Here is a 24,406-nt window from a genome sequence, read left to right as displayed (position 1 = left end):
TGCCCTACGCCACTGACAATGCCCTGCCGCACGGGCCGTCCACCGACCGCCCCGGACCACACGGGCCGCTCAGCCGGCCCCGACGGCTCAGACCGCGCGGTTCCGCCGCCGCGCCAGCTCGTCCGTCGGGTTGGGCCCGATCAGCGTCTCCCCGGTGTCGACACGCTCCCCGTGCAACTGGGACAGCGCGCTCTTGACATCCCGCCACACCACACCGACGGCGATCCCGAAGATCCCCTGGCCGCCCTGGAGCAGGGCATGGACCTCATCCGGCGTGTCGCACTCGTAGACCGTGGCGCCGTCGCTCATCAGCGTCATGCGCTCCAGGTCACGAAAGCCTCGCTCCCGCAGATGCTGGACGGTGGTACGAATGTTCTGCAGCGACACGCCGGTGTCAAGGAACCGCTTGACGATCTTCAGGACGACGACGTCCCGGAAGCTGTACAGCCGCTGTGTCCCGGAGCCGTGCGCGGGCCGCACACTTGGCTCGACCAGTCCCGTGCGGGCCCAGTAGTCCAGTTGCCGGTAGGTGATGCCGGCGGCCGCGCAGGCCGTGGGGCCGCGGTAGCCGATCTCCTCGGACACCACGGACGTCGTTGCCCCTCCGCTGCTCGGCACGGCCGCCGGCCGCTGCGGAGCATGATCGGCCGCACTGCCGTGATGGGCATACGCCCCGCTCGCGCGGAGCTGAGGGCCTGGGTGAGGGTACGGACCGCTCGCCCCGAGACCATGTCCGGGGACACCCCCAGCCGTACCGTCGCCGGTGCTTCTCACGCCGACCTCCGTCCTCGACCTGCCTCCCCGACGGTAGGCAGTCACCAAGGGTGCGTCAACGATCGCCACACTCGGCACGCCGAGTGATAATCACCCTAAGAGTGGTTTCCCGTGCCCCACCGCGGGGAAAGGCTAGCCGAATGCCCTCTGCGCGGGCCGTTCGACGCCCTCGCGCACCGCCGACCCGAGCGGGAATCCGGCGGGACGGTCGCCGCCGCTCACTGACTGCTGGAGCCGAAATCCTCCGGCGAGATCTGGTCGAGGAACTCGCGGAACTTCTCCACCTCGTCCTCCTGCTCGTCCGGGATGACGATCCCCGCGTCGTCGAGGACTGTGTCACTGCCGTAGATCGGCGTCCCCGTCCGCAGCGCCAGCGCTATGGCGTCGGACGGCCGGGCACTCACCTCCACACCGCTGGCGAAGACCAGCTCCGCGTAGAAGACCCCCTCGCGCAGATCCGTGATGCGCACTTCCGTGAGCTCTTGGCCTACGGCTTCCAGCACGTCCTTGAAGAGGTCGTGGGTCAGCGGGCGCGCCGGAGCCATGCCCTGCTGGGCGAAGGCGATGGCCGTCGCCTCCCCCGGCCCGATCCAGATGGGGAGGTACCGGTCGCCTCCCACTTCGCGCAGCAGCACGATCGGTTGGTTCGAGGGCATTTCGACCCGGACACCTACGACATCGAGCTCGTTCACACAGCAACCCTAGGCCGTGCCCGGGACGTTTGGGTAGTCGGGCCGGGATCAGGTGGCCGATCCGGTCCCCCGATCCCGTGCCCCTCAGGGCAGCCGCACCCCGAGTGCCGAGCTCACCAGCGCGGCGTGCAGCTTCACCGTGAGACCGGCGAGCTCCTTCGCACGCGCCTCCGCATGAGCCCTGGTCTGCGGGTTGCGGTGGCGTTTGAGCGGGGCGACGACCTGGTCCACCAGCCCGGCCTCCCGCTCCGCGGCGGCCTTCATCGCCCTCAGGTGTCTCGGCTCGATCCCGAACCGCCCCAACTCGGTGATGAGACCGGCGACGGTGACCGCCTCGGCGTCGTACACCTCGTCCTCGACGGGAGCGAGCAGCCCGTACGACTCCCACTCCGCGAGCTGCTCCTGGTCGATGTCAGCGGCCGCCAGCAGCTGCGCACGCCCGATCCGGGCCGCCGTGGCGACAGGATCGGCGGACGGCTCGGGGCCGGCTTCCCCGTCCCGCTGCCGGGACAGCACCGGCAGCGGGAGGGCCTCGCCGCGCTCCATCGCCTCCAAGTGCTCGCGGATCACTTTGAGCGGCAGATAGTGGTCCCGCTGCATCCGCAGAACATGGCCGAGCCGCTCGACGTCCGCCGCGCTGAACTTGCGATACCCCGAGGGGGTCCGCTGCGGCTCGATGAGCCCCTCCGACTCCAGGAAGCGGATCTTGGAGATGGTGACTTCGGGGAACTCCTCGCGCAGCACGTTCAGCACCGTGCCGATGCTCATCAGTCCAGTTTCCGCGGCGGCGGTGCCGTGCCCGGCACCGCCGCTCGGTGTGTGAAGCATGGACCTTCCCTGGGGTCAGGGTGCCCCGGACGGAACCCGGGGAGGGTCAGTAGCCCCGCTGGCTCGCGTAGAACACCAGCCGGTACTTGCCGATCTGCACCTCGTCACCGTTCGACAGACCGACCTGGTCGATCCGCTCACGGTTGACGTACGTGCCGTTCAGACTGCCCACGTCGGCCACCGTGAAGGAACCGTCCTGGCCGCGTCGGAACTCCACGTGCCGACGCGAGACCGTCACGTCGTCCAGGAAGATGTCGCTCTGCGGGTGTCGGCCGGCCGTCGTCAGGTCACCGTCCAGCAGGAAGCGGCTGCCCGAGTTCGGCCCGCGGCGCACGACCAGGAGTGCCGAACCCACCGGCAGCGCGTCGACGGCCGCCTGCGCCTCGGGCGACAGCATCGGCATCTGCGTCTGGCCGGTGGCCTCCGCGTCGTAGGCCTCAAGACCGGAGATGGAGATGGTGGAGGTCGTCTCGGAGGGACGCTCCGGGGCGACTCCGGGCCGGAGCGGAGCTCCACAGTTGGAGCAGAACCGGCTGCTCTCCGGGTTGCGATTACCGCACCTCGCACATACCAGGACCGACATGGACGGATCCTCCTGCCCACCGGGGGCTTGGGACGCATACGGGTCGGAGAACCCTCCACCCGTACCTGAGGTTGACGGTTGCCCGAAACCTATGCCGCTCGACTGCGCGGGGTCAACCGACGGCGCGCCCTGAGCTCCCGCAACGCCCTCGCCCTGGCCGCCCACCTGGTCCCGGAACAGCGGACGTGAACCTTCCGCCTCCGGCTGTGCGCGATGCCGGGCAGTCTCGCTGTCGCGGCCTTCTCGTGCGCTCTTGCCGAACAACTTCCCAAACAACTTCACGGGCGATTCCCCTTGACCGAAACAGACCCGCCCGTGGGGCAGGACGAACCCTGACTGAACACATTGGCCGACCCGGACGTCCTCACAACGTCCGTATCCACCAGACAGTTTCCACCACGCACCACCCATTCGGTGCGCCGACCCCCCGCAACCTCACGCCCGCGCCGGTCACCCTCCATGCACCCCCGGTTCACTGGGAGGACGACCGAGCGTAGTCAGGCTGCTTCGCCGACCGCAAGGCATCCACGACGATCTTGGCCGACCGCTCCACGGAGGCGGTGGCCTGTTCCTTCTCGAGAGTCTGCACCACACCTCCCGGGATGTTGAGCGCAGGCTCGAGGTCCTGCGGCTTGCCGATGACCTTGAAACGATAGGGAGCAGTGATCTTGTTCCCGTCGACGCTCACCCCGTTGCCGGAATCGGCCAGGTAGGTGCCCGCCACGACCCGCACGCCGTCCAACTGAATGGCCTCGGCGCCGGCCGCACGCAGCTCCTGGACGGCGTCGAGCAGCATGTTCGCCTTCACCATCCCCTTCGTGTCCTCGATGACCAACGTGATGCCGGGCCCCTGCGCGGCCACGGTTCCCGCCAGGATGCCGAGTTGCCGTTCCTTCTCGACCGTCTGTCTCCGGGCCTCCTCGGCCTGGTCGGAGCTGTTCTCCAACTCGTCACGCTGCTTCTCGAGCCCTTGCTTCTCATCCTCAAGACGCTCTGTGCGGTCGTCGAGTTCATCGAGGATACGAACAAGATCTTCCTGACGAGCGCCGCGCAGGGCACTGTCACCCTCGCTGTTCGAGGCGACCTGGACGGCCAGGCCGAAACCCAGGCCGAACAACAGCACGGCGACAGTGAGTTGAGCCCGGGTGATCCGTGGCGGCCACAACCCCTTCACCAGCCGCTGCCGTCCGGTCAGACCGGATCCGGGCGGCTCCGGCTGTGTCTGCCCGTCCTCGACCGCGGGCGCCGGCGCGGACACTTCGTCGGGCAGCTCCTTGCGGAGACTGCCACCGGGTACCGGGCGTGGTCCGGGTACCGGGCGTGGTCCGGCTGCCGACTCGGGCATCGTCCTGTCGTGCTCGTGATCGCTCATCGGCCTCACGCCCGGAACACGTGCCGGCGGATCGCCGCGGCGTTGGAGAAGATCCGGATGCCGAGGACGACCACGACCCCGGTGGACAGCTGGGCCCCTACACCCAACTTGTCGCCAAGGAAGACGATCAGCGCGGCCACCACCACGTTCGACAGGAACGACACCACGAAGACCTTGTCGTCGAAGATGCCGTCGAGCATGGCCCGCAGCCCGCCGAAGACGGCGTCGAGCGCCGCCACGACGGCGATCGGCAGATAAGGCTCGACGACCGCCGGAACCTCGGGCCGGACCAACAGGCCGGCCACGACTCCCACGACGAGGCCCAGTACGGCGATCACGATATGCCCTTCTCAGTTGCAGGTGTCGTCTCGGTTATCGGTTGTGCGGTTCGTACGATCACACTCGGCGCGGCGGGCAGCCGGAGGTCGTCCTCCACCGAAAGTTCGGTGCGGATGTCGTAGCTCTCCTTCAGGGCCTGCATATACAGCCCGTCCGCGCTGTTCTGGAACCGGCTGCTCAGCTGTCGACCGTCCCCCACCGCGAGCACCGTGTACGGCGGTACCAGCGGCCTGTTGTCGACCAGTATCGCGTCTCCCGCGGCCCTGATCGCAGACAGAGCGGTCAGCCGCTGCCCATTGATCGAGACGGCCTCGGCGCCGGACTCCCACAGGCCGTTGACCACGCGTTGCATGTCACGGTCGCGGACCCGCCCGGTGTCGGAGAACCCGGAGGTGGACCGAGCGTCGCCGTCCCCGCCGACGCTCGTGTCCTTGGCGTCGTTCACCACGAGCTTCACTCCGGGTCCGTGCACCGCGACGGCACCCGCCAGGACGCCCACCAGCTCGGTACGGTCGCCCTCACCGCTGTGCTTGAGCGCCTCACGCTGCCGTGCGCCCACGTCGTCACGGAGTGCGTCGACGCCGTCCTTGAGCTTGTCCGCCGCCTCGGTCTCGCGGTCGATCCTGTCGATCAGTTCCTCGCGCTCCTTGGCGACGACGGGGGCCGCCACCCTGGCCTGCGCGGCTCCCACGGTCACGACCAGGGCGGCGAGCACCAGACCACCGGCGAGCCCCAGTTTCGCCCTGAGGGTCTTCGGCATACCGCCGCTGCCGTCGGCCTGCTTCCGCGCGGCGGCCTCGGCGTATCCCTCGTCGAGGCTGTGGTCCATCACGTTGGTGAGCAACGACATGGACGCGTCCGGGCGCGGAGGCCGCTGGGGTGTGCTCCGAACGGGGGTTTGCTGCGGCATGCCGCACATCGTCGCACGCCACGGTCACTACCTCCGAACGACCCTACCGGCGTGCCGGACAGGCCCCGTTGGGGGCACTTGTCCGGCACGCACGTGTACCGCTGGTTCTGCCGTCCCGCCTATCGTCCCGCGCTGTCCACGACGGCCGCCCACTCGTCGAGCAGGGCCTGGGCGGAGGCGTCGTCGGGTCCCTCCGCCCACAAGTGGGTGACCGCCTCGGCCGGGTCGGGCAGCACCATCACCCAGCGTCCGTCGGGCTCCACCACGCGTACACCGTCTGTGGTGTCCACGAAGCGTTCACCGGCCTCCTCGACGACCCGCCGCATCACCAGTCCCTTGACGGCCCACGGAGTCGCCAGATCGCGCTTGATCACGTGCGCGCGCGGGATCCGCGCGTCGATCTGGCTGAGCGTGAGCTGCGTCCTCGCCACCAGACCGATGAGCCGGACGAAGGCCGCGGTGCCGTCGTAGACCCGGCTGAACTCCGGGACGATGAATCCGCCCTTGCCGTCACCGCCGAAGATCGTCCCCTCTTCCCCGCCCACGCGCGTCAGGTCGTCGGGCGAGGTGGTCGTCCACTCCACCTGCGTGCCGTGATAGGCAGCCACCTGTTCGGCGATCCTGGTGGTGGTCACGGGAAGCGCGACCCTGCCGCTGCGCCGCTCGGCCGCGATGAGGTCGAGCAGGACGAGCAGCGCCCGGTCGTCCTCGATGATCCTCCCCTTCTCGTCGACCAGGGACAGCCGCTCGCCGACAGGGTCGAATCGCACACCGAACGCGGCACCGGAGGACGCCACCATCTCACCGAGCCGCACCAGCCCCGAGCGCCGCATATCGGCCGTCTCGGTCGGCCTGGACTCGTTCAGGCCGGGGTTGACGGTCAGCGAGTCGACACCGAGTTTGCCGAGCAGACTCGGCAGAACGAGCCCCGCACTGCCGTTCGACGCGTCCACGACGACCTTCAGCCCGGACTCCGCGATTCCCGTGATGTCGACGTTCCGCAGCAGTGACCCGGTGTACGAGTCGAAGACACTCGCCGGGAAGTGCAGATCGCCGATCTCTCCCGGGAACGCACGCCGGTACTCCTGCCGCGCGAACACCCGGTCCAGTTTGCGCTGGCTGCCTTGCGAGAGGTCGGCGCCCTGCCCGTCGAAGAACATGATGTCGACCGAGTCGGGCACGCCGAGTGTGGTGCGGATCATGATGCCGCCCGCGCTGCCCCGCGCGGTCTGCTGCCGGGCCACGGGCAACGGTACGTTCTCCAGGTCCCGTACGTCGATGGCGCTGGCCTGCAACGCGGAGATGACCGCACGCTTCAGGGCACGGGCACCACGGGAGTGGTCCCGGGCCGTGGTGACCGTCGATCCCTTCTTCAGCGTCGTCGCGTAGGCGCCGGCCAGCCGCACGGCGAGTTCCGGGGTGATCTCGACGTTCAGGATTCCCGAGACCCCACGGGCTCCAAAGAGATGCGCCTGTCCTCTGGACTCCCAGATGACCGAGGTGTTGACGAAGGCTCCCGCCTCGATCGTCTTGAACGGGTAGACCCGCACATTTCCTTGGACGATCGATTCCTCGCCGATCAGGCACTCGTCGCCGATGACGGCGCCGTCCTCGATCCGCGCCGCGCGCATGACGTCGGTGTTCCTGCCGAGGACACAGCCCCGCAGGTTGCTGTGCGGACCGACGTACACATTGTCGTGGACGACGGCCCTGTGCAGGAAGGCCCCGCTCTTCACGACGACATTGGACCCCACGATCGTGTGCTCGCGGATCTCGGCGCCGGCCTCGACCTTGGCGTAGTCACCGATGTAGAGCGGACCGCGCAAGACGGCATCGGGATGTACTTCGGCGCCCTCGGCCACCCATACGCCCGGCGAGATCTCGAAACCGTCGATATCGACGTCGACCTTGCCCTCCAGGACGTCGGCCTGCGCCTTCACGTAGCTCTCATGGGTGCCGACATCTTCCCAGTAGCCTTCGGCGACAAAGCCGTAGACGGGTTTGCCCTCCTTCATCAACTGTGGGAAGACGTCACCGGACCAGTCGACGGGCACATCCGGCTCGACATAGTCGAAGACCTCGGGCTCCATGACGTAGATCCCGGTGTTCACCGTGTCGGAGAAGACCTGCCCCCAGGTCGGCTTCTCCAGGAAACGCTCGACCTTGCCCTGCTCGTCCACGATGGTGATACCGAATTCCAGCGGATTCGGCACCCGGGTCAGACAGACCGTGACCAGCGCACCCTTTTCCTTGTGGAAATTGATCAGCTCGGTGAGGTCGAAATCTGTCAGAGCATCGCCGGAGATGACAAGGAAGGTGTCGTCCTTCAATGCCTCCTCGGCATTCTTGACGCTTCCCGCGGTACCGAGTGGCTTCTCCTCATTGGCATAGGTGAGCTCCATTCCGAGCTCTTCGCCGTCACCGAAATAGTTCTTGACGAGCGACGCCAGAAACTGGACGGTCACAACCGTTTCGTTGAGCCCATGCTTTTTGAGCAGCCGCAGAACGTGCTCCATGATCGGCTGATTGGCCACTGGCAGGAGCGGCTTGGGCATGCTTGAGGTCATGGGGCGAAGGCGTGTGCCTTCACCCCCGGCCATCACGACGGCCTTCATGTCGGAAGCGCCCTCCTCTAAGAGACGACGGTCTAGCCGACTTCACCCACCAGAATTGTCCCGCACGTTTCCACTGCGGGCCATCGCGCCACTCTGCGCGTGCCAGTCAGCGAGTTCAGCCGGCCATGGCGTCCGCACGCACCAAGCGGCGGACTTGGACCACATAGAGGACTCCTGCCCACCAGTACAGCGTTGTACCCCATCCAGCGAACGCCCATCCGAAAACAGCAGCAAGTGACGAGATCCAACCGCTACCGTCGCTGAGCAGGAGCAAGGGGAAGGCATACATCAGGTTGAAGGTGGCTGCCTTCCCGAGGAAGTTCACCTGCGGCGGCGGATAGCCGTGCCTCCGGAGGACACCCACCATCACCAGCAGAACCAACTCACGTGCCAGCAGTACGGCCGTCAACCAGAGCGGAAGAATCTCGCGCCAGGTGAGTCCGAGCAGAGTCGACAGAATGTAGAGCCGGTCGGCCGCGGGATCAAGAAGCCGACCGAGGCTGCTGATCTGATTCCACCGTCGCGCGAGTTTGCCGTCCAGGTAGTCACTGACACCGCTCAGGGCGAGCACCAGAAGCGCCCAGCCGTCACTCTTCGGGCCCCCGAACTCAGGCCTGAGGATCAACCACAGGAAGAGAGGGACGCCGAGAAGCCGCGCCATGCTGAGGATGTTCGGGATGGTGAGGACACGGTCCGTCTGGACGCGAGTCTCCTGGACCTCCACCCGGGGGCCTCCTGTGGGAAACGTACCAATGATGCTCACTGACCCTACCTCAACACAAAAAAGCTCTGGCTCTCGGGCTGCGTGCCCAAGAGCCAGAGCTCTAAAAGAAGTTCGGCGGCGTCCTACTCTCCCACAGGGTCCCCCCTGCAGTACCATCGGCGCTGTAAGGCTTAGCTTCCGGGTTCGGAATGTAACCGGGCGTTTCCCCCACGCTATGACCACCGAAACACTATGAAACACTCAACCGCACCACACCCAACGGGCGCGGGGTCGTTCGTGGTTTCAGAACCAACACAGTGGACGCGAGCAACTGAGGACAAGCCCTCGGCCTATTAGTACCGGTCACCTCCACCCCTTACGAGGCTTCCAGATCCGGCCTATCAACCCAGTCGTCTACTGGGAGCCTTACCCCATCAAGTGGGTGGGAACACTCATCTCGAAGCAGGCTTCCCGCTTAGATGCTTTCAGCGGTTATCCCTCCCGAACGTAGCCAACCAGCCATGCCCTTGGCAGAACAACTGGCACACCAGAGGTTCGTCCGTCCCGGTCCTCTCGTACTAGGGACAGCCCTTCTCAATGTTCCTGCGCGCGCAGCGGATAGGGACCGAACTGTCTCACGACGTTCTAAACCCAGCTCGCGTACCGCTTTAATGGGCGAACAGCCCAACCCTTGGGACCGACTCCAGCCCCAGGATGCGACGAGCCGACATCGAGGTGCCAAACCATCCCGTCGATATGGACTCTTGGGGAAGATCAGCCTGTTATCCCCGGGGTACCTTTTATCCGTTGAGCGACGGCGCTTCCACAAGCCACCGCCGGATCACTAGTCCCGACTTTCGTCCCTGCTCGACCCGTCGGTCTCACAGTCAAGCTCCCTTGTGCACTTACACTCACCACCTGATTGCCAACCAGGCTGAGGGAACCTTTGGGCGCCTCCGTTACCCTTTAGGAGGCAACCGCCCCAGTTAAACTACCCATCAGACACTGTCCCTGATCCGGATCACGGACCCAGGTTAGACATCCAGCACGACCAGACTGGTATTTCAACGACGACTCCACCACCACTGGCGTGGCGGTTTCACGGTCTCCCAGCTATCCTACACAAGCCGAACCGAACACCAATATCAAACTGTAGTAAAGGTCCCGGGGTCTTTCCGTCCTGCTGCGCGAAACGAGCATCTTTACTCGTAATGCAATTTCACCGGGCCTATGGTTGAGACAGTCGAGAAGTCGTTACGCCATTCGTGCAGGTCGGAACTTACCCGACAAGGAATTTCGCTACCTTAGGATGGTTATAGTTACCACCGCCGTTTACTGGCGCTTAAGTTCTCAGCTTCGCCAGGACGAATCCTGACTGACCGGTCCCCTTAACGTTCCAGCACCGGGCAGGCGTCAGTCCGTATACCTCGCCTTACGGCTTCGCACGGACCTGTGTTTTTAGTAAACAGTCGCTTCTCGCTGGTCTCTGCGGCCACCCCCAGCTCACCGAGTAAATCGGATCACCGGGCGTGGCCCCCCTTCTCCCGAAGTTACGGGGGCATTTTGCCGAGTTCCTTAACCATAGTTCACCCGAACGCCTCGGTATTCTCTACCTGACCACCTGAGTCGGTTTGGGGTACGGGCCGCCATGAAACTCGCTAGAGGCTTTTCTCGACAGCATAGGATCATCCACTTCACCGCAATCGGCTCGGCATCGGGTCTCAGACACATGTCAGGCGGATTTGCCTGCCTGACGTCCTACACCCTTACCCCGGGACAACCACCGCCCGGGCTGGACTACCTTCCTGCGTCACCCCATCACTCACCTACTACAGGTCTGGTCCGTCGGCTCCACCACTCCCCTTCACCCGAAGGATCCGGGGCGGCTTCACGGACTTAGCATCGCCTGGTTCGATGTCTGTCGCTTCACAGCGGGTACCGGAATATCAACCGGTTGTCCATCGACTACGCCTGTCGGCCTCGCCTTAGGTCCCGACTTACCCTGGGCAGATCAGCTTGACCCAGGAACCCTTGGTCAATCGGCGCACACGTTTCTCACGTGTGAATCGCTACTCATGCCTGCATTCTCACTCGTGAACCGTCCACAACTCGCTTCCGCGGCTGCTTCACCCGGCACACGACGCTCCCCTACCCATCACGATCCCCGTTGGGGGTACATATCGCAATGACACGACTTCGGCGGTACGCTTGAGCCCCGCTACATTGTCGGCGCGGAATCACTAGACCAGTGAGCTATTACGCACTCTTTCAAGGATGGCTGCTTCTAAGCCAACCTCCTGGTTGTCTGTGCGACTCCACATCCTTTCCCACTTAGCGTACGCTTGGGGGCCTTAGTCGATGCTCTGGGCTGTTTCCCTCTCGACCATGGAGCTTATCCCCCACGGTCTCACTGCCGCGCTCTCACTTGCCGGCATTCGGAGTTTGGCTAAGGTCAGTAACCCGGTAGGGCCCATCGCCTATCCAGTGCTCTACCTCCGGCAAGAAACACGCGACGCTGCACCTAAATGCATTTCGGGGAGAACCAGCTATCACGGAGTTTGATTGGCCTTTCACCCCTAACCACAGGTCATCCCCCAGGTTTTCAACCCTGGTGGGTTCGGTCCTCCACGACCTCTTACAGCCGCTTCAACCTGCCCATGGCTAGATCACTCCGCTTCGGGTCTTGAGCGTGCTACTGAAACGCCCTGTTCGGACTCGCTTTCGCTACGGCTTCCCCACCCGGGTTAACCTCGCAACACACCGCAAACTCGCAGGCTCATTCTTCAAAAGGCACGCAGTCACGACATGCAGGCAAGCCTGCATGCGACGCTCCCACGGCTTGTAGGCACACGGTTTCAGGTACTATTTCACTCCCCTCCCGGGGTACTTTTCACCATTCCCTCACGGTACTGTCCGCTATCGGTCACCAGGGAATATTTAGGCTTGGCGGGTGGTCCCGCCGGATTCACACGGGATTTCTCGGGCCCCGTGCTACTTGGGTGTCTCTCCAACGAGCCGTACAGATTTCGGCTACGGGGGTCTTACCCTCTGCGCCGGACCTTTCGCATGTCCTTCGCCTATCCATACGGTTTCTGACTCGTCCCACGGCCGGCAGACCGTGGAAGAGAGATCCCACAACCCCGCATGCGCAACCCCTGCCGGGTCTCACACGCCTGCGGTTTGGCCTCGTCCGGTTTCGCTCGCCACTACTCCCGGAATCACGGTTGTTTTCTCTTCCTGCGGGTACTGAGATGTTTCACTTCCCCGCGTTCCCTCCGCATACCCTATGTGTTCAGGTATGGGTGACAGCCCATGACGACTGCCGGGTTTCCCCATTCGGAAACCCCCGGATCACAGCCTGGTTGACGGCTCCCCGGGGACTATCGTGGCCTCCCACGTCCTTCATCGGTTCCTGGTGCCAAGGCATCCACCGTGCGCCCTTAAAAACTTGGCCACAGATGCTCGCGTCCACTGTGCAGTTCTCAAACAACGACCGACCACCCGTCACCCCGAGCCGAGGCTCGGGTGCACCGGGGCCGGCACCGAAGGCTTCCCGGCCGTGCGGCCGTGCCCTCAGACACCCAACAGCGTGCCCGGCCGGCGTCCGTCCGGAGATCATGCGTTCCACGCTCCGGGGAGCGGTACTTGCAGTCTCCGGCCCGAGACGGCCGGCCGAATAATCAACGTTCCACCCATGAGCAACCAGCATCGGACGTTCGCCGATGTACTGGCCCCTGACCTCACCCCGAGGGGATCGGTGAGAAGTGCTCCTTAGAAAGGAGGTGATCCAGCCGCACCTTCCGGTACGGCTACCTTGTTACGACTTCGTCCCAATCGCCAGTCCCACCTTCGACGGCTCCCTCCCACGAGGGGTTGGGCCACCGGCTTCGGGTGTTACCGACTTTCGTGACGTGACGGGCGGTGTGTACAAGGCCCGGGAACGTATTCACCGCAGCAATGCTGATCTGCGATTACTAGCAACTCCGACTTCATGGGGTCGAGTTGCAGACCCCAATCCGAACTGAGACCGGCTTTTTGAGATTCGCTCCACCTCGCGGTATCGCAGCTCATTGTACCGGCCATTGTAGCACGTGTGCAGCCCAAGACATAAGGGGCATGATGACTTGACGTCGTCCCCACCTTCCTCCGAGTTGACCCCGGCGGTCTCCCGTGAGTCCCCAGCACCCCCGGAGGGGCCTGCTGGCAACACGGGACAAGGGTTGCGCTCGTTGCGGGACTTAACCCAACATCTCACGACACGAGCTGACGACAGCCATGCACCACCTGTACACCGACCACAAGGGGGACCCTGTCTCCAGGGTTTTCCGGTGTATGTCAAGCCTTGGTAAGGTTCTTCGCGTTGCGTCGAATTAAGCCACATGCTCCGCTGCTTGTGCGGGCCCCCGTCAATTCCTTTGAGTTTTAGCCTTGCGGCCGTACTCCCCAGGCGGGGCACTTAATGCGTTAGCTGCGGCACCGACGACGTGGAATGTCGCCAACACCTAGTGCCCACCGTTTACGGCGTGGACTACCAGGGTATCTAATCCTGTTCGCTCCCCACGCTTTCGCTCCTCAGCGTCAGTATCGGCCCAGAGATCCGCCTTCGCCACCGGTGTTCCTCCTGATATCTGCGCATTTCACCGCTACACCAGGAATTCCGATCTCCCCTACCGAACTCTAGCCTGCCCGTATCGACTGCAGACCCGGGGTTGAGCCCCGGGCTTTCACAACCGACGCGACAGGCCGCCTACGAGCTCTTTACGCCCAATAATTCCGGACAACGCTCGCGCCCTACGTATTACCGCGGCTGCTGGCACGTAGTTAGCCGGCGCTTCTTCTGCAGGTACCGTCACTTGCGCTTCTTCCCTGCTGAAAGAGGTTTACAACCCGAAGGCCGTCGTCCCTCACGCGGCGTCGCTGCATCAGGCTTGCGCCCATTGTGCAATATTCCCCACTGCTGCCTCCCGTAGGAGTCTGGGCCGTGTCTCAGTCCCAGTGTGGCCGGTCGCCCTCTCAGGCCGGCTACCCGTCGTCGCCTTGGTGAGCCGTTACCTCACCAACCAGCTGATAGGCCGCGGGCTCATCCTCCACCGCCGGAGCTTTCGACCCCCGCCCATGCGGGCGGGGGTGGTATCCGGTATTAGACCCCGTTTCCAGGGCTTGTCCCGAAGTGGAGGGCAGATTGCCCACGTGTTACTCACCCGTTCGCCACTAATCCCCACCGAAGTGGTTCATCGTTCGACTTGCATGTGTTAAGCACGCCGCCAGCGTTCGTCCTGAGCCAGGATCAAACTCTCCGTGAATGCTTCCGGGATGTCCCGGTGACACACACGAGAGCGGAACCACCGGAGGAATAGTCCGGCGGTTCACAGCGTCCTCGCTGTGATTCTTCAAAGGAACCTCGTCCCGGCCTGATGACCGGAGACGGGGTATCAACATATCTGGCGTTGATTTTTGGCACGCTGTTGAGTTCTCAAGGAACGGACGCTTCCTTCGTACTCACCCCTGCGGGTTTTCCTCCGGGCGCTTCCCTTCGGTGTTTCCAAACTCTATCAGGGTTTTTCCGACCCCCTGACCACCGCCCTGCAGGCATGCAGAAGATGATCTACAAGATAAGATCTGACGAGTTGGGCTGCCAAGAGTCAGGACGCGCGTGATCGCATCGCTCATCCCCAGGCAGGTCCTCGACTGTACATGGGGCCGCAGAGCGGGTGCAAATCGCCGCGAGATGTGGTCTAGACCTCTAATTAGTCCTCTCGTACGAAACCGGTACTACCTATGCCATACCCTGCATCACAGTGCACCGTCCGAGATAGGCAGTGACGGGCTCCTATAGATCTCCGCCCCTGGGAGGCTTCCCATGACCACCGTGACGTCCCCGCTCGCAGGACGGGCCATCGGACTGGAGTCCGTGCCCGATCCCGTCTTCTCCGGGGCCATGGTCGGCCCGGGTACAGCGATCGACCCTGTACGGGAGCCCTCCGCAGCCGTCTCCCCCGTGGACGGTGTCGTCGTCTCTCTCCACCCGCATGCGTTCGTCGTCGTCGACGAGAGCGGGCACGGCGTGCTGACGCATCTCGGCATCGACACCGTGCAGCTCAACGGCGAGGGCTTCGAGCTGCTCGTCAACAAGGGCGACACCGTGACCCGTGGCCAGAGCATCGTGCGCTGGGACCCTGCCGCCGTCGAGGCCGCCGGCAAGTCCCCGGTGTGCCCGGTCGTGGCCCTGGAGGCCACCGCGGATGCTCTCTCCGAGCTGCGCGACGACGGCGAGGTGAAGGCCGGCGACAGTCTCTTCCTCTGGAAGTGACGTCAGTGCCGTCCTCATTGACGGCGAGCAGGGCAACCAACCCGGCGGCGTGAGCCGCCGCACTATCGGAGACGGGTGAGATGGAGACAACGCTGCGAGGCGTCGGCGTGAGCCACGGTGTGGCGATCGGCGAGGTTCGACACATGGGAACGGCCGTGCTCGAACCGCCGGCCAGGCAGATCCAGGCGGAAGAGGCGGAGCGTGAGCAGGGGCGCGCCCGCAAGGCCGTGGAGGCTGTGGCGGCCGATCTGATGGCGCGCGGCAATCTGGCGGGCGGTGAAGCCCAGGCGGTCCTTGAAGCTCAGGCCATGATGGCCCAGGATCCCGAGCTGATGACGGACGTGGAACGTCGTATCGCCGCAGGCAGCACCGCCGAGCGGGCGGTGTACGACGCGTTCGCCGCGTACCGCGAGCTGCTGGCCGCCGCCGGTGAGTATTTGGCGGGCCGCGTGGCCGATCTCGACGATGTTCGGAATCGGATCGTCGCGCGGCTGCTCGGGGTACCGATGCCGGGTGTCCCGGACAGTGACGAGCCGTACGTCCTGGTGGCTCGGGATCTGGCGCCGGCGGACACGGCCCTGCTGGACCCCGCACTGGTGCTCGGCTTTGTGACTGAGGAAGGGGGGCCCACCAGCCACAGCGCGATCCTGGCACGGGCGCTCGGTGTGCCGGCCGTGGTGGCCCTGCCGGGTGCGGGTGAGCTCGCCGAGGGGACGATGATCGCGGTGGACGGCAGCACCGGTGAGATCTTCGTGAACCCGAGCGAGGAGAAGAAGCGGCAGCTCGAGGCTGCGGCGGCCGCGCGCAGGGCGTCGCTGAACGCGTCGACCGGGCCCGGTGCGACCGCGGACGGTCACACGGTGCCGCTGCTGGCGAACATCGGCGGTCCGGCGGATGTGGCGGCCGCGGTCGAGGCGGGCGCGGAGGGCGTCGGTCTCTTCCGCACCGAGTTCCTCTTCCTGGACGACAGCAAGAACGCTCCCTCCGAGGAGAAGCAGGTCGCGGCCTACCGTCAGGTACTCGAGGCTTTCCCCGAGGGCCGTGTGGTGGTGCGCGTGCTGGACGCGGGCGCGGACAAGCCGCTGGACTTCCTCACCCCGGCCGATGAGCCGAACCCGGCGCTGGGTGTGCGTGGTCTGCGGTCGCTGCTCGATCACCCGGAAGTGTTGCGTACCCAGCTGTCGGCGCTGGCCAAGGCCGCGGAGGGGTTGTCCGTCCAGCTCGAGGTGATGGCCCCGATGGTGGCTGACCGCGCCGACGCCAAGGCTTTCGCCGACGCGTGCCGTGAGGCGGGCCTGCGTGCGAAGTTCGGTGCGATGGTCGAGATTCCGTCGGCCGCGTTGCGTGCGCGCTCGATCCTGCAGGAGGTCGAGTTCCTTTCGCTGGGGACGAATGACCTCGCGCAGTACACGTTCGCCGCGGACCGCCAGGTGGGCGCGGTGTCCCGGCTGCAGGATCCGTGGCAGCCCGCGCTGCTCGACCTGGTGGCGCTGTCCGCCGAGGCGGCGAAGGCCGAGGGCAAGAGCTGCGGTGTCTGCGGCGAGGCCGCTTCCGACCCGCTGCTCGCTTCGGTGCTGACCGGTCTGGGTGTCACCTCCCTCTCCATGGGCGCGGCGTCCATTCCTTATGTACGGGCGGCGCTGGCGAAGTTCACGCTGGCGCAGTGCGAGCGGGCCGCAGCGGCGGCTCGCGCGACCGACAGCGCCGAGGAGGCCCGTAGGGCCGCTCAGGCAGTGCTGTCGGGCGAGTAGCCGACCGCGGCAGGCGGCCGCCCGACCGGCCGCTCTTCGTGAGGGGCGCTCCAGGTTCTGAGGCGCCCCTCTTCCTTCTCTTGCCTTCCCTCCGATTCCCCCTTTGCGTTTCCTGTTCGTGTTCAGTGGTGGTGGGTCGGGCTCGGGCCCTCGTCCGCGAGGTCGGGCGGCTCGCAGTAGTCGACGTTGGACTCGGGCGAGATGAGGTCTCCGGATTCCACGTCGGTGCAGTAGGCGTCGAAGACCTCTCCCGCGGTGAGGGGTTCGAGGCCGTGGGCACGCAGCCGCCAGCCGTGGATGCGGTCGGCGGTGCCTGGTGCGGTGGTCCGCATGACGAGTCCGCCCGGACTGTCGGTGGCAAGGCCGACTGCCAGCACCGTGGTGAATTCGAGGAGCTCGGCGTCGTCCAGCTCCATGTGTCCGTCGTTGTCGTCGGCGTGCAGGACGGCGACCAGGGTCTCGGGCGGTCCGGAGACACTGCAGACGAGGTGCCGGTTGCCGGGTCCCGCGGTGTCGAGGATGCGGGCGATCAGCTGGGAGGCGCGGGTGAAGGCCTCGCGGCCCAGGTCCTCACCGCACGAGGCGCAGGCGCCGCGGCGGGCGAGGAGTGTGGCCGCGTACTCCCAGGTCGCCCGGCGGACCGCCTCGTCGACGAGGGCGGGCAGGAGGTCGGCCAACGGCTGCCCCTCGTAGGGGACGGTGGGGCCTGTGGCCGCGAGTTCGGCGGTGAAGCGGGTGCGGCTGGTGCGGCGGTCTGGGTCGAGGCCCGTGTGCGCGCAGAACGCCGCGTACTCCTCGGGGTCGAAGAGGGCCAGTGTGGTGTGGTTGCCCTGTAGGGCACGCGTCCTGAGGACGGCCTCCACGTGTTCGAGGTACGTGGCGTGGTCGTCGAAGACGAAGCTTCGGTAGTGCCGCATGGCGCGGAAGTCGTGCTCGTCCGTCAGCACCCCGATGGTGCCCGCGATTTCCCGGCGCAGGACACGTCGGACGGTTCGGTGGTCGGTGTACGTCATGTCTCCCCCTGTACAGTCGATCAATGCTCACTCACAGTAACCGGGGGCACTGACAACGGCGTCCGGCGGTGACGGCGAGTGGGCGGAACCGCGTCGTGCCGCCCCATAGGGGCGGCACGGTGGGAGGAGGTCGTACTGGACCGGTCGGCAACCGGCCGGCCGGCGTCCGGGGGGTCAGGTGCGTTGGCGGGCCAGGTCCTCGTAGAACGTGAGCAGGTCCAGGTTGTCGACGGACCCCGGGTTGACCGCCTTCTCCAGCGGCGTGCCCTGGAGAAGGCGTTTGACCGGCACCTCGATGCGCTTGCCGGTCAGGGTGTGCGGCACCCCGGGCACCTCGATGATCTCGTCCGGGACATGGCGTGGCGACAGTTGTTCACGGATGGTCCGCTGGATGAGCTCCTTCAGTTCCTCGTCGAGCACGGCGCCCGGTACCAGGTGCACGAACAGGGGCATCCAGTAGCCGCCGCCGGGCTGCTCGACGCCGATGACGAGGGATTCCTTGATCTGGGGAAGGCGTTCGACGGCCTCATAGACGTCCGCCGATCCCATGCGGACGCCCTGGCGGTTGAGCGTGGAGTCGGAGCGGCCGTGGATGACGACGGAACCGCGCGAGGTGAGGGTGATCCAGTCGCCGTGCCGCCAGACGCCGGGATAGGTGTCGAAGTAGCTGTCGTGGTAGCGGCTGCCGTCGGGGTCGTTCCAGAAGTGGATCGGCATGGACGGCATCGGATTGGTGACCACGAGCTCGCCGACCTCGTCGGTCAGGGGTTTGCCGCTCGGGTCCCAGGACTGCAGGTCGGTGCCCAGACCGGGGGCCTGCAGCTCGCCGATGTACACGGGGAGGGTGGGTACTCCGCCGGCGAAGCAGGAGCAGACGTCCGTGCCGCCGCTGACGGAGGCGATCCACAGGTCGGCCCCGCTCTCGGCGAATTCATCGTGCAGCCAGCGGAAGCCGTCGGGCGGCAGGGGGGAGCCGGTGGTGGCGACGCACTGCACCGCGGAGAGGTCGAAGTCGCGGGAGGGGTGCACGTCGGCCTTGCGGCAGGCCATGACGTACGCGGCGGAGGTGCCGTAGAAGGTGGTGCCGGTGCGTTCGGTGATCCGCCACTGGGCGCCCGTGTCCGGATAGCCGGGACTGCCGTCGTACAGGACGATCGTCGTTCCGGTGAGGAGGCCGGAGACGAGGAAGTTCCACATCATCCAGCCGGTCGACGTGTACCAGAAGAAACGGTCTTCCGGCCCCAGGTCGCAGTGCAGTCCGAGCTGCTTGAGGTGTTCGACCAGGATGCCGCCCTGTGACTGGACGATCGCCTTCGGCAGTCCGGTGGTGCCGGACGAGTAGAGCACCCACAACGGATGCTCGAAAGGCACCTGCTCGAATGCCGGTTCGATGTCCGCGGAGGTCAGGGCCGACCAGTCCAGCGCCCCGTCGGGGGTGTCGGTCCCGAGCAGGGGGACGTGCACGACCGCACGCAGGGTGGGCAGTTCACGGCGCAGTTCGGCGACGACGTCGCGGCGGTCGTGCTCCTTTCCGCCGTAGCGGTATCCGTCGACGGTGAACAGGACGACCGGTTCGACCTGCTGGAAGCGGTCGAGCACGCTGCGGGCGCCGAAATCGGGCGCGCAGGAGGTCCACACGCCGCCCACCGCCGCGGTGGCCAGGAAGGCGACGACGGCCTGCGGGATATTGGGGAGGTAGCCGCTGACGCGGTCTCCGGGACGTACGCCCAGGGCGCGCAGCTCGGCGGCGAGGGAGCCGACCAGGCGGCGCAGTTCGGCCCAGGTGACGGGCCTGGGGTCATGGGTCTCGTCGACGTACAGGAGCGCCGGCTCGTCCGCGCGGGTCGCCGCCGCGCGAAGGGCGTGTTCGGCGTAGTTGAGGGTGGCACCGGGGAACCACTGGGCGCCGGGCATCGAACGGTCGCCCAGCACACGCGCGTAGGGGGTCGAGAAGCGGACGTCGAACCACTCCGTGACGGCCTTCCAGAAGGTTTCCGGCTCGTCCACGGACCAGCGGTGCAGTGCCGCGTAACCGCCCTCGGCGGGGGCGCCGTGCCGTTCGGCGGCCCATGCCTGGAACGTGGTGATCCGGGCCTGGGCGATGCGCTGCGGATCAGGCTGCCAGAGCGGCTGGGGGTTCTGGGTCGACATGGGCGGCTCCCGGACTGTGCGCGTCGTGTGCGTCCTGCGCGCACGGGCTGGGGTGTGCGCAGGACGCGGCTGACAGGAACGATGAGAGGTGATCGACTTCCTAACCAGGGTGTGCCCCTCACAGTCCGTGTCGTGAAGATGTGGTCCGATCATGGGTGAACGGCAGTTGAACGGCACGCGTGTGAGGTGCACGCAATGGCAGGGTGAGCACCATGGACGGTCGTGGCCTGGTGCGTTCGGTGAGATCGGTCGGCTCGGTGGGTGCGGCACGGCGGTTGCGTACCGTACGGGCAGCGTGGCGCAGGCGACGGGCCGACGCCACCGGGCTGCCACCCCGGGGGGCGGAGCGCGCACGGACGCCCGGACAGGTGCGGGAGGTGGAGCCTGGGCCCGGGGGCGGGATCGTGCGGTTCAGCCGCTCCGAGCTCCGGATCCTCGTCGCCGTGAACGGCGCCGTCTTCTGGGGCTGGGACGGGGCGGCTCCCGAACCGTCGTACGCACTGGCCGGCCGCTGTCCCGATCCGGATCCGCGGGCGGTGCTGGAGCCGGACACGGACGGCGGCTGGCGTGTGGTCGCCGAGCGGGTGACGGTCGCCGTCTCACGGCTCGGCTCGGTGGAGGTGCTCACCCCGGGAGGGGTGGTCCTGCGGCGCGATCTGCCGCCGCGCTGGTGGGAGCCGGTGGGACCGGTGGGAGGGGGCACCGCGCGCTGGATGCAGCGGTCGGAGGTGCGGGCCGACGCCCGGTTCTTCGGACTCGGGGGGCGCGCCTCCGGGCCGTGGCTGCGGGACGGCACCTACCGGCTGTGGAACACGGGCCCCGGTCGCGCTTTCGGGTCCGGTGACGACCCACTTCCCATCACGATGCCGGTGCAGCTGGTGGTGGCCGACGCGGGCACGCATCTCGCGTTCCACGACAGTTCGTGGGACGGCACGGTGACACTGCGGGAGGGTGCGGAGGGCGCCGGCTCCGGGCACGACCGGGCCGGGACGAGCACGCTGCGGATGGACGGGGGCCCACTGCGCTGCTGGGTGATGGTGGGCACTCCCGCGCGGGTGCTGCTCGCCTGGGGATCGCTGACCGGTGCGCCCGCGCTGCCGCCCGCGTGGGCCCTCGGCCATCATCACGCGCGGTGGGACCGGTGTGGCGAGCAGGAGGTGCGGCGGACCGTCGCCTGCTACCGGGAGCACGGGCTGCCGCTCGACGCCGTCCATCTGGGCGTCGACCACTATGACGCCCACCGGGTGTTCACCGTCGACCGGGAGCGGTTCCCGAAGCTGCCGGAGCTCGCCGACGAGCTGCGGCGGGACGGGATCCGGCTGGTCTCGGTCGTCGGTCCCGCGGTCGCTGCCGAGGGCGGCAATGCCGTGCACGACTCGGGGGCGACGCAGGAGGCGTTCGTGCGGGACGCCTCGGGAGAGGTCGTCCAGGGCGTCTCGTGGCCCGGAGACGTGGTGTTCCCTGACTTCACGCACGCGCGCGTGCGCCAGTGGTGGGGCGGTCTGTACACGGAGCGACTGGAGCAGGGTTTCGCGGGTTTCTGGCACGACATGAACGAACCGACGTCGTTCACCGCGTTCGGGGAGCCGACGCTCCCCCGCTCGGCACGGCACGCCCTGGACGGGCGGGGCGGCGATCACCGCGAGGCGCACAACGTGTACGCGCTGTGCATGGCCAGGGCGGCCTACGAGGGGCTGCGGACGCTGGTGCCGCAGGAGCGGCCGTTCGTGTTCTCGCGCTCGGGGTGGGCCGGTATGCAGCGCTACGGAGGGACGTGGTCGGGGGAGGTGGCCACGGGCTGGTCCGGACTGCGGGCCTCCCTGGCCCTGGTGATGGGGCTCGGGTTGTGCGGTGTCCCGTATGCGGGGCCGGATGTCGGCGGGTTCGACGGGGACCTGTCCGCGGAGCTGTATCTGCGGTGGCTCCAGCTGGGTGCCCATCTGCCGCTGTTCCGCACGCACGCGGGTGCGGGGAGCAAGGAGCCGTGGGAGTTCGGTGCCGAGGTGGTGCGGCACACGCGTACGGCCCTCGTCGGGCGTCGCCGGCTGCAGCCGTACTTCGTGACGCTGGCGCGTCTGGCCCGGCGCACCGGGGCTCCCTGTGTGCGGCCGCTGTGGTGGTCGGCGCCGGAGGAGCGCGCGTTGCGCGACTGCGAGGACGCCTTCCTGCTGGGTGACTGCCTGCTGGTGGCACCGGTGCTGGCCCCGGGGACGGGACGGCGTACGGTGCGGCTGCCTGGGGGGCGTTGGTACGAGTCGGCTACGGGGCGGGCGTACGACGGGCCCGCCCAGGTGCTGGTCGACGCGCCCCTGGACCGCATTCCGGTGTTCGCCCGCGCGGGCTCCGTGATCCCCGTGCGCGGTAAGGACGGTGGGCTGGAGTTGGAGGTGTGGGCGCCCGTGAGGGGGCGGACCGGGGGCGGGACGGTCGTCGCGGATGTCGGCGACGGGTGGGAGGATCCGGAGATCGAGCGGTACGGCGTCCGCTGGGCGGGAGCCCGGATCGTCGTCGAGCGGGAGGGTGCGGACGGCGCCCGCGAGCTGCCCTACCCGGTGCGGGTACGCGGGCTCGGGCCGCGCTGAGCCGTGCCGGGTCGGACCTGGGCGGGCCTGGAGTCAGATGTACCGGCCCTCGAACCAGGCGTGCGCGGCCCGCGTGTGCAGCGGGAAGGCGAGTTCCTCCGCGCGGCGCAGCAGGTGCCGGCCTTCCGTCTCGTCCGTGGCGGCGAAGGGCGGCAGGCCTTCCGCGGGACGTTCCGGGAGGAGACCGAACAGCAGGATGTGTCCGTCGGGCGAGCTCATGGCGTCCGCGAGTCGCACGTCCTGGCTCGCCGCGTCGATTCCGGTCTCCTCCCGGAGTTCGCGTACGACGGCCTGGCGCCAGTCCTCCCGGTCGTCGATGTACCCGCCGGGCAGGGCCGTGCCTCCGCGCGCGGGGGCGATGGAGCGGGTGATGACGACCAGGGCGGTGCCCTTCGTGTCGTACACGGGCTGAAGGGCGACCGCGACCGGCAGCGGGTTGCGATAGGCGACGGCACCGCATGCCGGACAGTCCCGGGGCCAGCCGGAGACGCCCGCGCCGAAGGGCGTGCCGCAGCTCGAACAGTGTGAGTCCGGCACGGGGTCGAGGGCCGGGTCGGGGGTTCGGTTTCTGGACACGCGCGGACTGTAGCCGATCACGGCGGGGGCGTCTTCGGGGAGCCGCTCACCAGGCGGCTTCGGGGAGCGCTCAGTGGTGACCGGTGAGCGACCCGCGGGACACCGGGAAGTCGAAGTAGGTGTCCGGATGAGCCTCCGGCTTGAAGGTGTAGTGCCACCACTCCTCGGCCAGGTTCACGAAGCCGAGGCTCTCCAGGGTGCCTTTGAGGAGCAGCCTGTTGGCCCGTTGTTCGCCCTGTATGCGGGGGTCGAGGGTGTGGCTGAGCGTGTCGAAGCAGTCGTAGCCGGTGCCCATGTCGACCGAGTTGTCGGGGAACCGCTGGTCCTTGGCCGCGAAGCAGGGGGTGAGGGACTGTCCCGGGTGGTACGGCCGGGTCGGCTCGGCGGGGAGCCGTACGACGGTGAGGTCCACGGTCGAGCCTCGGCTGTGGCCGGACTTCTCCGCGATGTAGCCGTCGGCGAACAGCCGGTTCTTGTCGACGTTCGGGTAGAACTCCCCCTTCATCGCCTGATCGTCGAGGTCCTTGGCCCAGCGCACGAAGTGGTCCACGGCGCGTTGTGGCCGGTAGCAGTCGTACACCTTGAGGGAGTAGCCCTGTCGCAGCAGCTTGCGCTGGGCCTCGTGGAGGGCCCGGGCCGCGGGGCGGGTGAGGATGCACAGGGGCTGCCGGTAACCGTCGATGCGCTCGCCCACGAAGTTGTGCGGGGTGAAGTAGCGCATCTCCTGGATGATCGTCGGGTCCACGCTGTCCAGCGCCACGAAGTCCTTGGGCGCCTTGGGTTCCGGCTTCTCCGGAGCGGATGCGGCGGGGGCGGATACGGCGGTCGTGGCCGTCAGGGCGGCGAGCGCGGTGATCAGGGCGCGTACCGCGGCGGAGAGTCGTGTCATGTCTCCTGCATCTATCAGGAGTGGGATCCGTCGGGAAGCCCCCCGCCTTGCTCCGGTCACCCGTGACGCACCACTGGCGGCCTGTCGCGCTGCTGCCCGCCACCGCGTCGGCGGGGCGGGTGCGGGCCCTGGCCGAGACCCGGGTGGCAGAAGCCCGGGACTCGCTCCGCTGACCCGACTGCCGGGTCCGGGCACGATCACCGACGAGGTGGCCCGGCGCATCGCGGGCGGCGAGGTCTTCACGCTCAGCCCGCTGGATGTCGACCACTTCGAGCAGGTGAACGACGGCGCCGACTCGGCGGCGAGTGTGACGCGTCC

Annotated in this window: 16 protein-coding genes, 3 rRNA genes and 1 pseudogene; 4 read left to right on the top strand and 16 right to left on the bottom strand. The window is 67.0% G+C overall.

What is annotated here, in order from left to right; genetic code table 11:
* Positions 1-87: 87 nt before the first annotated feature.
* From AC6F7H_RS25510 to AC6F7H_RS25455, 12 genes are all read right to left on the bottom strand, one after another.
* Positions 88-774: a MerR family transcriptional regulator gene (locus tag AC6F7H_RS25510; protein ID WP_500759291.1), complete on the bottom strand. Its 687-nt coding sequence runs from the start codon at positions 772-774 to the stop codon at positions 88-90.
* 218 nt (positions 775-992) lie between these two features.
* Positions 993-1,466: a bifunctional nuclease family protein gene (locus AC6F7H_RS25505; RefSeq protein ID WP_500759290.1), complete on the bottom strand. Its 474-nt coding sequence runs from the start codon at positions 1,464-1,466 to the stop codon at positions 993-995.
* A gap of 84 nt (positions 1,467-1,550) precedes the next feature.
* Positions 1,551-2,294 carry a transcriptional regulator FtsR gene (ftsR, locus tag AC6F7H_RS25500; RefSeq protein ID WP_500759288.1) on the bottom strand — a complete coding sequence of 248 codons (744 nt, stop codon included), beginning with the start codon at positions 2,292-2,294 and terminating at the stop codon, positions 1,551-1,553.
* 46 nt (positions 2,295-2,340) lie between these two features.
* The gene (locus AC6F7H_RS25495; protein WP_500759287.1) at positions 2,341-3,288 is read right to left on the bottom strand and encodes an FHA domain-containing protein; all 948 of its coding nucleotides are present in this window, start codon (positions 3,286-3,288) and stop codon (positions 2,341-2,343) included.
* 61 nt (positions 3,289-3,349) lie between these two features.
* Positions 3,350-4,249, bottom strand: a complete 900-nt coding sequence (locus AC6F7H_RS25490) for a DUF881 domain-containing protein (RefSeq protein WP_500759286.1) — start codon at positions 4,247-4,249, stop codon at positions 3,350-3,352.
* 5 nt (positions 4,250-4,254) lie between these two features.
* Entirely contained in the window at positions 4,255-4,587 is a 333-nt protein-coding gene (locus tag AC6F7H_RS25485) for a small basic family protein (RefSeq protein WP_003988855.1), read from the bottom strand.
* Positions 4,584-5,498: a DUF881 domain-containing protein gene (locus tag AC6F7H_RS25480; RefSeq protein WP_500759285.1), complete on the bottom strand. Its 915-nt coding sequence runs from the start codon at positions 5,496-5,498 to the stop codon at positions 4,584-4,586. The genes AC6F7H_RS25485 and AC6F7H_RS25480 overlap by 4 nt, the downstream gene beginning before the upstream one ends.
* 119 nt (positions 5,499-5,617) lie before the next feature.
* On the bottom strand, positions 5,618-8,113 hold the full coding sequence (locus AC6F7H_RS25475) for a sugar phosphate nucleotidyltransferase (RefSeq protein WP_500759284.1): 2,496 nt from the start codon (positions 8,111-8,113) through the stop codon (positions 5,618-5,620).
* A 115-nt stretch (positions 8,114-8,228) separates the two neighbouring features.
* Positions 8,229-8,837: a cardiolipin synthase ClsA gene (gene clsA, locus AC6F7H_RS25470; RefSeq protein WP_109383035.1), complete on the bottom strand. Its 609-nt coding sequence runs from the start codon at positions 8,835-8,837 to the stop codon at positions 8,229-8,231.
* Positions 8,838-8,946: 109 nt separating this feature from the next.
* Positions 8,947-9,063 (bottom strand): 5S ribosomal RNA (gene rrf / locus AC6F7H_RS25465).
* Between the two features lie 86 nt (positions 9,064-9,149).
* Positions 9,150-12,270 (bottom strand): 23S ribosomal RNA (locus AC6F7H_RS25460).
* 321 nt (positions 12,271-12,591) lie between these two features.
* Positions 12,592-14,119: ribosomal RNA gene (locus AC6F7H_RS25455) — 16S ribosomal RNA — on the bottom strand.
* The 16S, 23S and 5S rRNA genes sit together here, the layout of an rRNA operon.
* 557 nt (positions 14,120-14,676) lie before the next feature.
* On the opposite strand from AC6F7H_RS25455, the gene AC6F7H_RS25450 reads away from it, so the two are divergent.
* Both AC6F7H_RS25450 and ptsP read left to right on the top strand, forming a co-directional pair.
* Positions 14,677-15,126 carry a PTS sugar transporter subunit IIA gene (locus tag AC6F7H_RS25450; RefSeq protein ID WP_500759283.1) on the top strand — a complete coding sequence of 150 codons (450 nt, stop codon included), beginning with the start codon at positions 14,677-14,679 and terminating at the stop codon, positions 15,124-15,126.
* An 80-nt stretch (positions 15,127-15,206) separates the two neighbouring features.
* Positions 15,207-16,877, top strand: coding sequence for a phosphoenolpyruvate--protein phosphotransferase (ptsP, locus tag AC6F7H_RS25445; RefSeq protein ID WP_500759281.1), 1,671 nt, complete (start codon positions 15,207-15,209; stop codon positions 16,875-16,877).
* 122 nt (positions 16,878-16,999) lie between these two features.
* On the opposite strand, the gene AC6F7H_RS25440 is transcribed toward ptsP, so the two are convergent.
* A complete protein-coding gene (locus tag AC6F7H_RS25440; RefSeq protein WP_500759280.1) occupies positions 17,000-17,890 on the bottom strand; it encodes a DUF8829 domain-containing protein in 891 nt (296 codons plus the stop codon).
* A gap of 174 nt (positions 17,891-18,064) precedes the next feature.
* Entirely contained in the window at positions 18,065-20,041 is a 1,977-nt protein-coding gene (locus AC6F7H_RS25435) for an acetoacetate--CoA ligase (RefSeq protein WP_500759279.1), read from the bottom strand.
* A gap of 212 nt (positions 20,042-20,253) precedes the next feature.
* On the opposite strand from AC6F7H_RS25435, the gene AC6F7H_RS25430 reads away from it, so the two are divergent.
* Positions 20,254-22,623, top strand: a complete 2,370-nt coding sequence (locus AC6F7H_RS25430) for a glycoside hydrolase family 31 protein (protein WP_500759278.1) — start codon at positions 20,254-20,256, stop codon at positions 22,621-22,623.
* Positions 22,624-22,656: 33 nt separating this feature from the next.
* Here AC6F7H_RS25430 and AC6F7H_RS25425 read toward each other — a convergent pair whose 3' ends face one another.
* Entirely contained in the window at positions 22,657-23,199 is a 543-nt protein-coding gene (locus tag AC6F7H_RS25425; protein ID WP_500759277.1) for an NUDIX domain-containing protein, read from the bottom strand.
* Between the two features lie 70 nt (positions 23,200-23,269).
* A complete protein-coding gene (locus AC6F7H_RS25420; protein WP_500759276.1) occupies positions 23,270-24,088 on the bottom strand; it encodes a M15 family metallopeptidase in 819 nt (272 codons plus the stop codon).
* Positions 24,089-24,198: 110 nt separating this feature from the next.
* On the opposite strand from AC6F7H_RS25420, the pseudogene AC6F7H_RS25415 reads away from it, so the two are divergent.
* Positions 24,199-24,392: pseudogene (locus tag AC6F7H_RS25415) on the top strand (diguanylate cyclase); the annotation flags it as partial.
* Between the last annotated feature and the right edge of the window lie 14 nt (positions 24,393-24,406).

Source organism: Streptomyces sp. MMS24-W38, assembly GCF_059889265.1.
The sequence above is the reverse complement of the archived record's forward strand: the minus strand, read 5'-3'. Positions and strand labels throughout refer to the sequence as shown.

Bases quoted from the DNA above. Each gene is read 5' to 3' on its own strand.
- ftsR (WP_500759288.1), bottom strand. From the start codon at position 2,294: ATGCTTCACACACCGAGCGGCGGTGCCGGGCACGGCACCGCCGCCGCG.
- AC6F7H_RS25495 (WP_500759287.1), bottom strand. From the start codon at position 3,288: ATGGGTGGTGCGTGGTGGAAACTGTCTGGTGGATACGGACGTTGTGAG.
- AC6F7H_RS25490 (WP_500759286.1), bottom strand. From the start codon at position 4,249: ATGAGCGATCACGAGCACGACAGGACGATGCCCGAGTCGGCAGCCGGA.
- AC6F7H_RS25480 (WP_500759285.1), bottom strand. From the start codon at position 5,498: ATGCCGCAGCAAACCCCCGTTCGGAGCACACCCCAGCGGCCTCCGCGC.
- AC6F7H_RS25475 (WP_500759284.1), bottom strand. From the start codon at position 8,113: ATGAAGGCCGTCGTGATGGCCGGGGGTGAAGGCACACGCCTTCGCCCC.
- AC6F7H_RS25450 (WP_500759283.1), top strand. From the start codon at position 14,677: ATGACCACCGTGACGTCCCCGCTCGCAGGACGGGCCATCGGACTGGAG.
- ptsP (WP_500759281.1), top strand. From the start codon at position 15,207: ATGGAGACAACGCTGCGAGGCGTCGGCGTGAGCCACGGTGTGGCGATC.
- AC6F7H_RS25440 (WP_500759280.1), bottom strand. From the start codon at position 17,890: ATGACGTACACCGACCACCGAACCGTCCGACGTGTCCTGCGCCGGGAA.
- AC6F7H_RS25435 (WP_500759279.1), bottom strand. From the start codon at position 20,041: ATGTCGACCCAGAACCCCCAGCCGCTCTGGCAGCCTGATCCGCAGCGC.
- AC6F7H_RS25430 (WP_500759278.1), top strand. From the start codon at position 20,254: ATGGACGGTCGTGGCCTGGTGCGTTCGGTGAGATCGGTCGGCTCGGTG.
- AC6F7H_RS25420 (WP_500759276.1), bottom strand. From the start codon at position 24,088: ATGACACGACTCTCCGCCGCGGTACGCGCCCTGATCACCGCGCTCGCC.